This window comes from Coleofasciculus sp. H7-1 (assembly GCF_057473865.1).
This window is the reverse complement of record NZ_JBYCCT010000001.1, coordinates 1-15,503: the sequence shown is the minus strand read 5'-3', so window position 1 is coordinate 15,503 and position 15,503 is coordinate 1. Positions and strand designations below refer to the sequence as shown.

At 45.3% G+C, this 15,503-nt stretch carries 5 protein-coding genes; all 5 read right to left on the bottom strand.

Annotated features, from left to right (window positions below; translation table 11 throughout):
- Positions 1–15: 15 nt before the first annotated feature.
- Positions 16–1,944, bottom strand: a complete 1,929-nt coding sequence (locus AC2VDX_RS00025) for an AMP-binding protein (protein ID WP_378172840.1) — start codon at positions 1,942–1,944, stop codon at positions 16–18.
- On the bottom strand, positions 1,941–9,452 hold the full coding sequence (locus tag AC2VDX_RS00020; RefSeq protein WP_378172843.1) for an amino acid adenylation domain-containing protein: 7,512 nt from the start codon (positions 9,450–9,452) through the stop codon (positions 1,941–1,943). Before AC2VDX_RS00020 ends, AC2VDX_RS00025 begins: the two co-directional genes overlap by 4 nt.
- Before the next feature lie 315 nt (positions 9,453–9,767).
- Positions 9,768–12,122 carry a hybrid sensor histidine kinase/response regulator gene (locus tag AC2VDX_RS00015; protein WP_378172845.1) on the bottom strand — a complete coding sequence of 785 codons (2,355 nt, stop codon included), beginning with the start codon at positions 12,120–12,122 and terminating at the stop codon, positions 9,768–9,770.
- The gene (locus tag AC2VDX_RS00010) at positions 12,115–14,295 is read right to left on the bottom strand and encodes an ATP-binding protein (RefSeq protein ID WP_378172848.1); all 2,181 of its coding nucleotides are present in this window, start codon (positions 14,293–14,295) and stop codon (positions 12,115–12,117) included. Before AC2VDX_RS00010 ends, AC2VDX_RS00015 begins: the two co-directional genes overlap by 8 nt.
- Before the next feature lie 66 nt (positions 14,296–14,361).
- Positions 14,362–15,369: a SpoIIE family protein phosphatase gene (locus AC2VDX_RS00005; RefSeq protein ID WP_378172851.1), complete on the bottom strand. Its 1,008-nt coding sequence runs from the start codon at positions 15,367–15,369 to the stop codon at positions 14,362–14,364.
- Positions 15,370–15,503 lie beyond the last annotated feature (134 nt).

Here is a 15,503-nt window from a genome sequence, read left to right as displayed (position 1 = left end):
ATTTACAATTAATATTTAAGGCATTTCATTTAAAAGCTTCTGGGTTTCCTCTTCAGATAAAGCCTCAATGTTAGCTAACAAATCCCGTAATTCCTCAGATTCTAATGCCTCCGCTTGAATTTGAGCTATTTTTACTGCCATGTTAGCAATTGTAGGTTGTTGAAAGAAGATGAGAAACGACAATTCTACTTGCATGGCTTCTCGCACCCGATTGACAATTTGAGCAGCTAGAATAGAATCCCCACCTAACTGAAAAAAGTTATCATGAATCCCGGTTTTTTCAATCCTTAGCACTTGCAACCAAATTTCTGCAAGTTTCACTTCGTTCGTAGTCTGAGGCAGAGCATATTCTACTGGCTCTGCTGTTGGATTGGATGCAGTTAGCTCTAGTGTTTTAGCTAGACCAATCCGTTGCAGTTTCCCGGTTGGTCCTTTAGGAATTTCATCTAGAAATAGAACGACACGAGGAACTTTGAAATCCGCGAGTTTTTTGGCAGCAAATTCTTTAATTTCTAGCTCACTGGCATTAATTCCTTCCTTTAAAACTACAGCAGCAGCAACATCTTCTCCTAAGAGAGTGTGGGGTGCGGCAAAGGTAACGGCTTGTGCGACAGCCGGATGTTCTAGTAAAACTTCATCCACTTCGCGAGGGGAAATCTTTTCACCCGCTCGATTAATAATTTCTTTAATTCGACCCTTTAAAAATAGATATTCATCCCTATCTAAATAGCCTAAATCTCCTGTCCGGAACCAACCATTGGTACAAGCTTCTGCATTCGTTTTAGGATTATTTTCATAGCCTTGAGTGACGTTATTTCCCTTAATAACAACTTCTCCTATTTCACCCGTTGAAAGTAAATGACCCGCTTCGTCCATAATGGCGATTTCTGGTCCTGCTGCTAAGCCAACTGAACCAGGTTTGCGCTCTCTGGGGGGTAGGGGATTGCTCGCCATTTGATGGGAGGCTTCTGTCATGCCATAGGCTTCAATTACGGGGACATTAAAGGTAGCTTCTAATTGCGTCATGATTTGGGGTGCTAAGGAAGCAGAAGATGAGCGAATAAAGCGAATTTTGCTGCGATCGATAATATCGCGATTCGCTTCAGCCTGTGACAAAATTGATTGGTGCATGGTGGGAACGGCTGAATACCAGGTGGGCTGAAATTCTTCTATCCAGCTAAAAAATTGCGGGGCATAAAAACCAGGCACACAAACAATGCTAGCACCAGCGCTTAGGGATGAAAGTAATGCTGCAACTATTCCATGAATATGGAATAGAGGCATGATATTGAGACAGCGATCGCCCTCCGACAAACTTAGCGTTTTGCGAATATTATTTGCTGAAGTGCAAAGATTTAAATGAGTCAACGGCACTATTTTGGGGCGAGAGGTTGTGCCGGATGTATGCAGGACTAAAGCTGTATTATTAGACTGAATATTTCGGATTGATGAGTTTCTATTGTGGGTAATTTTTGTTTGACAATTTAAGGTAAAACTACCAGCTTCAGCTTCCAATGAAGGATATAGTTCGATAATCAGAATACCTCGTTGTTTAGCGACAATTCTGGCAGCTTTACCCACTCCCGGCTGAATTATCAGCGCTTTGGCATTCAGATCCGAGAGATAAAAGTCAAATTCTTGTTCGCGATAGGCTGGGTTGAGCGGCGCACAAGTGGCAGTCGCCGCGATCGCTAAAAAGGCAACTGCCATTTCTGGGCTGTTCGGAAGGACAACGGCAACGCGATCGTTGGGACTAATTCCCAGACTGTTGAGTGTGGCGGCTGTTTGGTTGATGCGATCGTACAAACAGCGATAGGTTAAGGGAGTGCGTTTTGGTGCAACAATTGCTACCCTATCTGTATTTTTTTGAGCCTGAACTCGAATGAGTTCGGGAACGCACACATTTGGCGAAGATTCTGTAATTTGTTGCTGGAAAGAATTCATAATTTTTCCACTTCTGTGTTTTCTATTTTATCCAATACGCTTTTCATTTCTTGAACTAGAAATGGCATTGATGCTGCATTAAATAAATTACCAAAGATTCCAGGTATCTCATGAATTTCTACTCCTGCCGCAGCCAGGTCTTCCCAACCTAACTTTTCACCAAAATACCATTCTAACTTTTGCTTGTTCGCTCGGAAAAGAAGCAGGCAGCCTGGGTAAACTTGAGGTATATATTTAGCCTTAACTTCTCGATTCATTTTTTCAGCTTGTAAGTAGCGTACTTCGTAGGGAATAAATTTATCAGTACTTTGGGGATTAGCTGAATTTTGATGAATTGGCTGAGGTTTGTTATGGTTGCGTTTTTTAGTAGCTGAAGATTTGGATTTAGTCAGCTTAGAGCCTACCTTTTTTTGTAACCAATCCGCCAAATAAGTTAATTGACCAATAAAATTCTTCTGCTTCAGCTGCTCGGCATGATAATAGAAGGTTTTGTAAATTAAAAAATCCAAGTAGTGGTAAGATGCCCTAATTCCTAAAAATAGTTTATTATTGGGCACTGTTTTAGGTGCATAAGCATCGACCAAGGCTAGAATTGACACTTCCTCACCTTGAGCCTTAAGCTGTTGGGCTATCTCGAAAGCGATCGTACCGCCAAAACAGTGACCTCCGATAAAATAAGGGCCATTGGGTTGAATAGAGCGTATTTCTTTGATGCAGATAGATGCGATTTCTTCAACAGAACTTTGGAAAGTTGCTTTTCCATTCAGTGCCGGAAGTTGCAAACCGTAAAAGGGGCGATCGCTCGGCAATTGGCGACCAAATCCAGCCCAAGTCATCGCCTCCGCAGCACCACCGTGGAAGAAGAAAGGCGGTTGAGAACCTTCTGGTTTAATTGGCACCAAACTTAACCAAGGCGTTGACCATCCTTCTTGAGAAATTATATCAGCTAATTTTTCAACTGTTGGGGCTTGAAAAAGAGTGGCTATCGGAATATCAGCACCAATGATTTTCTTGATTTGGCTAAACAATTCTACCGCAACTAGAGAGTGTCCTCCTAACTCGAAGAAATTATCGCGAATGCCTATCGGCTGAACGCCTAAAACTTTTTCCCAGATTTTTGCTAACCGCAACTCTAAATCATTTTTAGGAGCAACAAAGGTTTCTGCCGATTTTTGTTCAATTAAATCGGGTGCGGGTAAGGCGAGCCGGTCTATTTTACCGTTAGGAGTTAAAGGTAAGGCGTCTAACATGACAAATGCTGCCGGAACCATATAATTAGGCAATCTATCTTGGAGGAAGGTGTGTAATTCCGCAGCAGCGGGAACTAACTCTGGATGAGGAACTAAATAAGCGATTAGACGCTTGTCGCTAGAGAACTCTTTTGAGGCCGTTACGACGGTTTCTTTAACAGATGGATGTTGAGCTAGAGTCGCTTCAATTTCGCCTAGTTCGATGCGGAATCCGCGAATTTTGACTTGAAAATCTCTCCTGCCCAAAAATTCTAGATTGCCATCTGTTCTTAAACGACCCAAATCTCCGGTGCGATAAATGCGGTAGTTTTCTCCTTGAAGATCGGGGAAAAATGCTGCTTGCGTTAGTTCTGATTTTTGCCAGTAACCTAAAGCAATGTGTTTGCTCCTGATGGCTATTTCCCCATAAATTTCCGCATTATTTCCAGCGCGATCGAGCAATAAAATCTCGGTATCTTCTACTGGATACCCTACAGGAACGAGATTTCCTGGATCGGCAGTTTCCTTGTTAATAAAATACTGAAGGGTAACAGTCGATTCCGTCGGGCCTAAACCATTAACGAAGATGCAGTTTTGGGAGAAATATTTTTGATATAATGCTACATCTTGTTTAACGACTTCTTCTCCCCCTAAAACTACTAAACGAACCTTCGGTAAAGCTGATTCTTCTGGCGGCGCGGGTAGGGTGGCGAGAAAGTATCGATAGACAGTGGGAGTTGAGTGATAAATGGTAATTTCTTGTTGCCTCAATCTCTCGGAAAAATCGTTTAGACCTTCTTCTTTGATGTCGATCGGATATAGAGTCGCGCCATTTAACAAGGCTCCAAAAATATCCATAATCGCCGCATCAAAGCTGTAAGATGAGAGCAGAGTGAGTCGATCGCTAGGAGCAATGTGGAGATTATTCGTGTAGTTTCTGATGAAATGCAGAACGTTGCGATGGTTTTGGACGACTCCTTTAGGTTGTCCGGTAGAACCGGAAGTGTAGAGAATATAAGCTAAGGTATCTGGTGCAATTGTTATTTGCACTTCGTTTCCAGTTTGGCTGAAGTCAATTTCATCGAGATTGATGAGGGGAATTTTCCCTTGGGTTAATTCTTCAGCTAAAGCCAGATTTTTACTGTTGCTTAGAAGTGCGGTAGCTTGGCAATCTTGCAGGATATAATTCAGTCTGAGTTTAGGATAAGTCGGGTCGAGAGGAACATAAGTTTTGCCCGCCTTTAGCACTCCCAAAATAGCAGCGATCGCCAAAGCATCATGTTCTAATAATAGGGCAATTCTTTCGGAAGTGCTGCCATAGAGTTGGAGGAGAGATTGGGCGATATTGCTCCGCAACGCTATCGCGATCGCATTCGCTTGATCGTTTAAGGTGTCATAAGTCCACTGATGCTTTTCAGTGCAAACTGCGATATTGTGCGGATATTTCCTCACCTGTTCTTCAAAGCGATCGGGGATAGATTGCTCAATGGCAGATTTAGGAAACTCTGTATAGGGTTGAGACGGACAGACAAGATTTTTACCAGCTTGCAGTCTTTGCCGTTCTATTGGACTCAATAAAGGCAGATTACCAATAGGTTGTTCTGGAGCGGTGATAATGCTTTCTAATAAAGTTTGAAAACGCTCTTTCATCAGCGCGATCGCTTCCGCTTTGAATAAGTTACGATTGTACACCCATTCAATATTAATTCCGTCTGTATCCTCTTGTACGTATAGGCTTAAGTCGAACTTAGTTAAGCGTTCTGGAAAAGACAGTACCTCAAGGTTTAAGTTTGCCATTTCCAGGGTTTTATTCCCTAAATTTAGCATATTAAACCACACCTGAAAGATAGGCGTATAGCTCAAACTTCTTTGCGGTTGGAGTTGTTCAACTAATTTTTCAAACGGTAAATCTTGATGAGCGTAAGCTCCTAATGCCACCTCCCGCAATCGACTCAGTAAATTACGGAAATTGAAATTTTCTTCTAACTGAGTTCGCAAGACGATCGTATTGATAAAAAATCCGATTAATCCCTCAATATCTCGACGATTTCGACCTGCTACAGGACTGCCAACCACAATATCTTCCTGCCCGGTATAGCGGTAAAGTAGAATTTTAAAAGCCGCTAATAAGGTCATAAACAGCGTCGCATTTTCCTGCTGGCTTAAAGCCTTGAGGCGATGCGAGAGTGTTTTAGGTAACAATTGAGATTCGCTAGCCCCCTGGAAAGTTTGAACGGCAGGACGGGGATAGTCAAAGGGTAATTCCAAAACGGGAGGAGCGCCTCCTAGCTGCTGTTTCCAATAAGCTAATTGGGTTTCAAGTATCTTTCCTTGCAACTGCTGTCGCTGCCAGCCAGCAAAATCAGCATATTGAACGGGTAGTTCTGGCAACTGGCAGGAATTTCCGCTGATGAAGGCTTCATAAAAACTCGATATTTCTCGAAAGAATATCCCCATTGACCAACCATCAGCAATAATATGATGTATTGTCAACAGCAAAACATGAGATTCTTCACTCAACCGTAGCAGGGTAACTCGCAGTAAGGGAGCGGTGTTTAAATCGAAGGGGCGTTGTGCTTCTTCCTTGGCTAGCTCTTGGATTTGAGTTGATTGTTCTTGAGTGGTTAATTCTTGTAAGTTGATAACGGGTAAAGTTAAAATAATTTCTGGTTCGATTACCTGAATTGCAGAACCTTCAATTGCCTGAAAACGAGTCCGCAAAGTTTCGTGACGCTTAATAATAGCTTGGAATGCTTGCTCTAGAGCCGTGATGTTAAGTCTTCCCTTTAAATGCAGCGCTCTGGAAATTTTGTAAGCGGCTCTTGCCCCGTCTATTTGCTCTAACAACCACAGTCTGACTTGTACAAAAGATAAGGGTATGTCTCTATCTCTGGGAATTGATGAAATAGTTTCTTCCGGCGGTATTTTATCTTCCCAATCGAGATTTTCTGCGAGTTCCGCTACCGTTGGTTTTTCAAACAAAGAACGTAGGGGCAACTCTACCTCGAAAGCTTGGCGGATGCGAGATATAATTTGAGTTGCTAAAAGAGAATGTCCCCCCAGTTCAAAAAAGTTATCGTAGATTCCGACTCGAACACCTAACAATTCACTCCAAATATTGACTAAGATTTCTTCCGTTAAATTGCGGGGTGGAACAAAGTTAGTTGAAACTGTCTCTTCAATATTTGGAATGGGTAAAGCACGGCGGTCGATTTTGCCATTGGGAGTTAAAGGAATGGCATCTAAAAACACAAAAGCACTAGGAATCGCGTATTCTGGGAGTTTGGCTTGCACAAAACTACGCAATTCCTTGACTGTTGGTTTTGGCTCTGAATGGGAAACTAAATAACCCACTAAGTATTTGTTTCCTAATTGGTCTTCTCTGGCAATAACGGCTGTTTGTGCGATCGCTGGATGTTGGCTAATTACGGCGGCAATTTCTTGGGGTTCGATGCGAATTCCCCGAATCTTCACTTGCTCGTCTATCCGACCCAAAATTTCCAACAATCCATCTGGACGATAGCGTCCGCGATCGCCAGTATAATAAACTAAATCTTGTTCGTCGTCGCGATAGGGATTTTTGACAAATCGTGTCTGAGTTTCTGTTGGATCGTTAATATAACCTAAACTGCGAAATGGTGTCCGCAGCACAATTTCTCCCGGTTCTCCAATGCTGCACAATTGGTTATTTTCAGTCAAAATTAATACTTGAGTTTCCGAGAGCGGCGAACCTATCGGCTGAATTCCAGCCGACATTTTTTCAGGCACGATATAGAAGCACTTGGCTAAAGTTGTCTCCGTCGGACCATAAAGATTAACGATTTTACCCGATTCCGGAAAAGCTTCTCGCCAAAGGCTTACCAAGGTTTCTGTCAGCGGTTCTCCGGCAAAGAATACCCAACGTAAAGCTTTTAAAGAAACCCCTGCGGGTTTATCGATTAACCAAGATTGTGCCAAGGTCGGAACGGTGTGAAGTAAAGAAATTCGCTCTCGCTCCAACCAAGGTAAAATAAAGTTAGCACTCAGGTCAGATCGAGCCGGAGGTAAACAAAGCGTTGCGCCACTAATTAAAGGCAGAAAAATATCTCTGAGGACAACATCAAAGGATAATCCTGTTAATTGACCGACTCGATCCGTCGATGCGATCGCAAATCTTTCGCTTTGCCAATGGAGAAAATGCGCTAATCCTTTGTGACAACCTAATACGCCTTTGGGAACGCCAGTCGTCCCGGAAGTGAAGAAAATATAAGCAGCATCGTCAGGGAATAGACTAGGTAAATTAATTGAATTTGTTGAAGGTTCTAAATCGAGAAGTTCTCCTGTCTCTGGACTAATTCTGATACAAGGTAAAGACTCTACTAAATCTGCTGGCGGATGCTGAGTGCCAACGGAGATTAAACATTTTGCTTTGGCTTCAGCAAGCATTAGTTGCTGCCGTTGTCGAGGCAAGTTGGGATCGAGTGTCAGGAGTACGCCGCCACTGAGAAAAACTGCGATCGCACAGGCAATTAGACCAAAACTTCTGATGCCGTATACTGCTACGACTTCTCCCTTTTTAACCCCCTGGCTTAATAAAATTTGTGTTAAAGAATGAGCGATTTGGGATAATTCTCTATAAGACCAATTGCGATCGCCTTGAGCGATCGCTGGATGTTCTGGCGTTTGCTCTACCCAATTTGCAAATCGATTCGTAACTAATTTATACTCCGGATGCCCTAAAACAGCAGCGGGATTGGGAAATCCCAGCGGTAATAGCGGACGGGGTAAATCCGAGATGGGTTGGTTCGGATTGGTTGCAATGCCTTCCAGCAAAGTTTGAAAATGCTCTCTCATCCGAGCGATCGTTTCCTTCTCGAACAAATCCCCGTTGTACACCCAATCCAGTCTTATCCCTTCAGCTTGCTCCCGCACATATAAAGTTAGATCGAACTTAGATACAGCTTCCGCACTAGGAAGAAATTCTACCTTGAGTCCAGGCATTTCCATTGCCTTGAACTCTAAATTAACCATATTAAATAACACTTGAAATAGGGGATTGTAGCTCAAACTTCGTTCTGGTTGAAGTTCCTCTACTAACTTCTCAAAAGGCATTTCCTGATGCTGATATGCCCCTAATGTCACCTCCCTAACTTGACCCAAAAGTTCTTTATAACTAGGGTTCCCATTTAACTGAGTGCGTAGCACAACAGTATTGAGAAAAAAGCCAATTAAACCTTCGAGTTCGGGACGGTCGCGACCTGCTACAGGAGTGCCAACTACAATATCTTGCGAACCGCTATAACGAGAGAGCAAGACTTTAAAAGCGGTTAATAGGGTCATAAAAAGCGTGACCCCTTCGCGTTGACTTAAGGTTTTGAGTGCTTCGCTAAGAGTTTGATCGAGCTGTTGAGATTGCTTAGCGCCAGCGAAGGTTTGAATAGTGGGTCTTGGGCGATCGAGCGGCAATTCTAACAAAGGAGGTATGCCGTCGAGTTGTTTTTTCCAGTAACAGAGTTGTTTTTCAAAGGCTTTTCCCGCCTGCCATTCTCGTTGCCAGCCAGCAAAATCAATGTATTGAATCGGTAAATTGGGTAATGATAAAGAATTACCTTTAGAAAAGTCTGAATAGAGAATTGTAAGTTCTCGATACAGCAAGTTTAACGACCAACCATCAGAGATGATGTGATGCAGGGTCAGCAGTAGAATGTGTTCTTTTTCATCTAAACAAAGTAAAGTTACTCGAATTAATGAATCCTTTTCTAAATCGAAGGATTGTAAGCGTTCGTTGTCGATTAACCTTTGTAATTCAATCGCGCGATCGCTTCCTGAATATTTCCGTAAATCTACTGAATTTAAGTATAAATTAGCACCGTCTCTAATGATAGCAATAGGGCTTCCATTGCGTGGAGAAAAGTTAGTACGTAAAACTTCGTGACGCTCAACGATCGACTTTAAAGCTTGCTCTAGGGCAGTAACGTTTAGTTGACCTTGCAAACGCAGTGCCATTGGTATATTGTAGGCAGGACTTTTGCCTTCCAGTCGATCGAGAAACCACACTCGTTGTTGGGCAAAACATAGAGGTAAGTCTTGGTTTCTGGAAACAGGTTTAATGGACGTGGGGGCGTCTGGATTAACTTGCTGGAGAAAAGCTAAAATCTCTGATTTACGCGATCGCATTTCCGCCAGCATATCTGGGGTCAGAGTTCCTGGGGTAGCACTGTACCGCAAACGCTCTCCATCAATCCATAGCTTAATCTCAAGACGGCGCAGTTCCGATAAAAATTCTGTAATGGGTTTCATTATTCTTCTTAGACATCATTCTATGAGGACTACTAATAAATCATGAATAGGTTAATGACAAAACTCCTGAATTTACTAGAGGTTATAGTATAAGATAGCCAATAGGCTCAAGCGATGCCAATAGTTTTAGCTCAGGACTTACGCAAATATCACCACATCTGCCACCGCAACCACAGGGAGATTGAACCCGAAAAAACGCAATATGTATAAGCTTTGCGTAAGTCCTGTCTGTAAAGGAACAAATATAGGGCTGCGATGTAGAAAGTCGAGTCTTAAAGGACTTACTTAAAGGTGATTAACTGACTGCCATTGACTTCACACTTCATGAGTTCCTGTTCGTCCAGCAAGACTCGCCACTACGGTCGCTAATTCGGCTGGCTCCACAGGTTTAGGGATGTGCATCTGAAATCCGGCAGCGATCGCTCTCATCCTATCCTCAGCCCTAGCGTATGCTGTTAGTGCAATAGCGGGAATCTCTCCTCCTTGCTCTACCGACAGTGCCCTTACTTTCCGGATCAAAGTGTAGCCATCCTCTTCTGGCATCCCAATATCGCTCAATAGAACATCTGGTTTAAGAAGTTTGATTACCTCAATTGCTGATTCAACCGATGCAACGGCACGCACAGAAGCTCCGCACTCTTCGAGTACCGTGGTGATAAACACACGGGAATCAGCTTCATCGTCCACGACGAGTACCTGTAAGCCATCTAGCGACGGTGGGTCGAATGACACTTTGCTTCCCACCGTTGGGTGTACCCGTTTCTCCTGGCTTGTCTCCAAGCGGACAGGCATCAGTGGAAGCTTGAGAATAAATGTCGCTCCCTGCCCTTCACCTTGACTTTCTGCACGAACTGTGCCACCGTGCAGTTCCACCAAGTGGCGCACAATCGCTAGACCAAGACCGAGTCCGCTGTACGATCGGGTAATCGAGCTATCAGCTTGACGAAAGCGGTCGAAAACATAGGGCACAAACTCAGAGCTGATGCCAACCCCTGTATCGATTACTGTTATTTCAATATGGGAGTTAACTCGTTCGAGGCGAACTTGGACACGTCCTTCTTTAGGTGTGAACTTGATCGCATTGGATAACAGATTCCAGATTACCTGTTGCAAGCGGTCTGAGTCACCTGCAACCGGCCCTGCCGCCGGATCGAGTACGCTTTGCAGTTGAATCGCCTTAGCATCAGCCGCTGGACGGGCGGTATCAAGCGCTGCTGCAATGACTGAAGCCAGCTCAACCGGGCGGACATTCAGGCGCAACTTACCCTGAATAACGCGAGAAACATCCAGCAAATCCTCCACCAGCTGTGCTTGTGCCCTAGCACTGCGCTCAATTGTCTCCATCGCCCGCGCGGTAGTTGCCTCGTCAAATTTGCGGGTATTGAGTAATTGAATCCACCCCAGCATGGCATTGAGGGGCGATCGCAATTCGTGGGAGAGAGTTGCCAAAAACTCGTCCTTCATCCGGTTCGCTGACTCCGCAGCGGCGCGTGCCTCCTGTTCCGAGGCAAGTAGCTGGTTGCGTTCGTCTTCAGCTCGCTTGCGTTCGGTGAAGTCGCGCATGATTTTGGCAAAGCCTCGTAGCTGCCCAGTCTCATCTCGTAAGGGCGTTACCATCCCACTTGCCCAGAAACGGGTGCCGTCCTTACGCACGTGCCAGCGTTCATCCTCAGCACGACCTTCTGTTACTGCCGTTTCCAGTTCTTGCTTATCTGCACCGCACTCTATGTCTTCAGGTGTAAAGATAATTGAGACAGATTGACCCAGTATCTCGGCTTCCTGATAACCTAAAATGCGCTCTGCCCCAACGCTCCAACGAATAAAAAGCCCGTCTGTGTCGAGGAAGAAAATTGCGTAGTCTTTGACATTCTCCAACAACAGGCGGAACCGCTCTTCGCTTGCCCGCAGCGCTTCCGATCCCCACTTGCGATCTGTGATGTCAGCGACGATGTAAACGGCACTCGTGAAAACTCCACTCTCGTTGAACACGGGATCTGTGGTTACAGACAACCATCGTTCACCACACCGTAGCTCCTCGTTCTCGCGGCGACGAGTCTCCTGGACACGAATCAAGGGAGTTACCTCGACGCAACCCAGCGTATCTTGCATCAGCTGCTGATAAAAGCAACCGTCGATCTCGCCGAACGGTTTTCTCAGAAGATTTGTCATGGCCCTGTTAGATCGCAAGATTCTGCCACAGCGATCTAGTAAACAAACACCATCGCTCATGGCATCGAATGTCGTTTGCCACTCCTTCGCCATTGCCAGCGCCGACTCTTCAGCCTCTCGGATGCGGAGCAGAGCTTTCACAGTAGCGAGCAACTCTATTGGCTCTACCGGCTGGGCTAGGTAACCATCTGCACCACTCTCTAACCCTTGTACCTTGTCCTTACTCTCGACAAAACTAGCAGACAAATGCAGTACGGGAATAGAGGAAGTAGCAGGGTTTGCCTTGATCCGGTGGCAAACCTCAAACCCATTAATATCAGGAAGCTGCACGTCAAGGATAATTAAGTCTGGCGGTTGCTGTGCGACCAATTGCAGAGCCATTTCGCCGGTGGCAGCCTCTTGAACCTCAAACCCCGCTTTCCGAAGCATCCGATTGACGACATAGCGATTGGCTTCGTTGTCGTCTACGTGCAAGATAGTGATCGGGGTGCTATCAGACATGGTCTTCCTCTCCAGTTTCCAGGACTAGCCCAGCTAAAAGGAGTGCTTCCCGGACAAGAGCGATCGCTACTTCACGCGATGGGTTCTCTTTTGAGAGAATCGCTACTGTGCTTTCAACAAGTACCGAGCGCTCCTCTGGTTCAAGAAGCTTTGAAGTATTAATAATTACCGGAATATTTTTACTAGCTGGATTGGCTTTTAGCTGTTTTAAAACCTCAAACCCGCTCATATCTGGCATAACTAGGTCGAGAAAAATGCAAGCAGGATTTTCTAAGCGGGCGTGACGGATGCCTTCGCCCCCTAAAGTTGCCTCAATTATCTTAAAATCAAAGCAATTTTTCCGGGTGCTGCTACCCGTACAATCGGCTAAATATTGCTTGAGTAGATACTGGGATACTGGGTCATCGTCAACAATCAAAACTTTTTGCAAATGCTCTCGCTTAACTAAAGTATTGAGTTTTTCGAGAAGCGATAATCGTTCCACTGGTTTAACAAAGAAGGCATCTGCGCCTAAGGCGAGAGCTTTCTTCTCGTTGTCAACAACGGTGATAACAACGATCGGGATATCTCGTGTCGAAGAGTTTGCTTTCATCTCAGAAAGTAAATCCCAGGTATTTTGCTCCTCAAGCAAGATGTCTAATAGCACAGCTCGTGGCTTAAACATTTGAAATGCTTGTTTTACTTGCTTGAGCGATCGCGCTGGGATAATCTGATAACTTGACCCCGCAAAATACTTCTCGTAAATGAACAGCGTCTCTGGGTTATCTTCTACAACTAATACCGGATAGCGAGTCGCATCTAACTGCAGAGTATCCGTTTCAAATGCCTCCTCTAGATCGCCCCTGTAAACGAGTGGTATGGTGGCGAAAAACGTGGAACCAAGCCCTGGTGAGCTTTTGATGAAGACACCGCCTCCCAGCAACTCGGCTAACTTCCGCGAAAGAGGCAGTCCTAAACCTGTTCCTTTAACCCGCTTTTGAAGGTGAGAATTCACCTGAATAAATTCCTCAAAGATCCGCTCAGTATCCTCAGGTGCAATTCCGATACCTGTATCAGCCACAGAGAAGACGACGGTGTTGCTATCTAGTTCAGCTCTGACGAGAACTTCACCTTTTTCGGTATATTTTAAGGCATTAGAAATAAAATTTCTCAGAATTTGGGCAACTTTGCCCTCATCAGTGCGGAGCGTGGGAAAGCCAACAGGTTCTTTAAAAACCAGAGAAATTGAGGAATTATCAATAAGAAGTGGTCGCAGCATTCCTCTGAGAGTAGCGAATAGTTCGCTCACTTCAAACTCATTCGGATGAACGACAATTTTTCCCGCCTCGACCTTTGCCAAGTCTAAAAGGTCGTTCACTAACTCCGAAAGACCTTCAGCCGATTGACGGATAAACGTCACTTGCTTTTCTTGATCGGCTGTCAATTCACCATCTATCCGATCTAGCAGCAGTCTGGAGAGAGACATAATCGAGTTGAGCGGCGTGCGAAACTCATGGCTCATATTGGAGAGGAAGCGAGTTTTGAGTTCATTGGCTCGCTGTAAAGAAACTGCTTTCTCGTCTAACTCGGCATATAATGCCACAACACCCCGATTGGTATCCTCTAGTTCGCGATTGACCTGCGCCAATTCGGCTTGACGCTTTTCTAGTTCCGCTAGAGTGCGAAGCAGTTCTTGGTTCTGTTGCTGAATTTCCTCAAATGGATTTTGAGGCGCTCTCATGACTAACTCATCAACAATCTGCCCCAAGCGCTTTGCTGTCAAGATCGGTGCCAGCTTCGGCAAGGTTTTTCCCATCAGCACTTCTGTTCCTTGCCCTGGCTTAGACTCGATCTGAAACCGATCCATCAGCCGCTTGGTGCCAATGATGCCTAAGCCCATTCCGGTTTCTGATTTATACTGTCCATCCAGAATAGTCTTCAGATTGGCGATGCCCGACCCTTGGTCACGAATGCATATCAACAAGCTCTGAGGCGATTCGCCTTCCACCCGAAATTCAACTTTACCCCCACTGGCATATAGGAAGGCGTTGCGGGCAATTTCAGATACAGCAGTGGCAATGCGCGTCCGATCTTGAGAGTCAAACCCCAAAGCTTGAGCAATCTGGCGTGCCCGCTGACGGGTCATAACGACATCTTGCTCGAATCGTATTTCTATGGTGAGGAGATTGGTCATTAGTCAATTGCTAATGGCTAATAGCTAATTAATTTATTGTTCATTAGCCTCTGCTCTTGAAGCTTTTCAGCTTTCTTGGCGAGTAACCAGCACAGTTACGTCATCGCGACCTCGGTTGAAATCGCGGTACAAAACTCCAGCGATCAGGCTGGGATGCCTGGTTATAAGACCAGCATAGCGATCCAAACGCCACTGCGTACCTAACCCATCGGAGTGCATTACCAAAAGCCCTCCGATGGGCCACTGATAGACAAATTCCTGAATTTTGCGAACCTCATGTCCGACAGTGCCGTTGTGGGAAACCATGCTATAGCTTCCTTCGGGAGAAAAAACGCAGCCAGCGATATTCCCAACTCCGGCAAAACGAACGACAAGTCGTTCAAAGTCCACTTCAGCGATCGCTAAAGCGGCTCCACGAGTACTCCGGAGAGCCGCGTGAGCCGCTTCAATAATCTCTTTGGGACTTTTGTAGACATTATCTCGAAATATCCTCACGGCTTCTATGGACGCTTGGGCGGCTAGAGGGCCGTGACCCAAACCATCCGCGACTAATAGCAGACTGCGACCGGGCTGTTGGTCGATTGCCCACGCATCACCCGACACCTCCTCCCCTGTCATCGGCAGGCACACTACGCCAATCTCTAGATTGTTGTTCGATTGCTTTGCGGGTATTGAGCTAGCCCAGAGGTGGCTTAATAAAGCTGTGCCCACCTTTGGAACAGAATGAATCTCGAAAAAAGTAGAAAGCCGATTAACTGCCCCCAAACCATTTCCAGGAGTCCCTGCTGTAGAAAAGCCGTCGCGCAGACACTGGCTGAGATTGCTGATTCCCGGCCCTTTATCCAAGGCTAGGATTTCTATACCCGCGATCTCATTTTTGGTTAAAGCTTGTAACAGCAGCAGACCGTCTTTAGCGTGCAGAACCAGGTTATTGGCGATCTCAGTGACGACAATACCAACCTGCCCCCGCTCAGTTTCGTTGAAGCCGAGACGATGTGCTAGAGCGATCGCTATCCGTCGCGCTTCACCAACCTGACTAGACTCTAAAATGGGCAAAGCGACGGGATAGTTCATGATTAACTTACCTTATACAGCGAGAAGGCTCACACTGTACCTGTACTCAGGTCAGTGTTGAGATGAATTGCGCGTGAGTTGAGGAGTGTGGTCTGACCACATTTGAGCGCAGTGAGAACCGGGAAGACCACAAC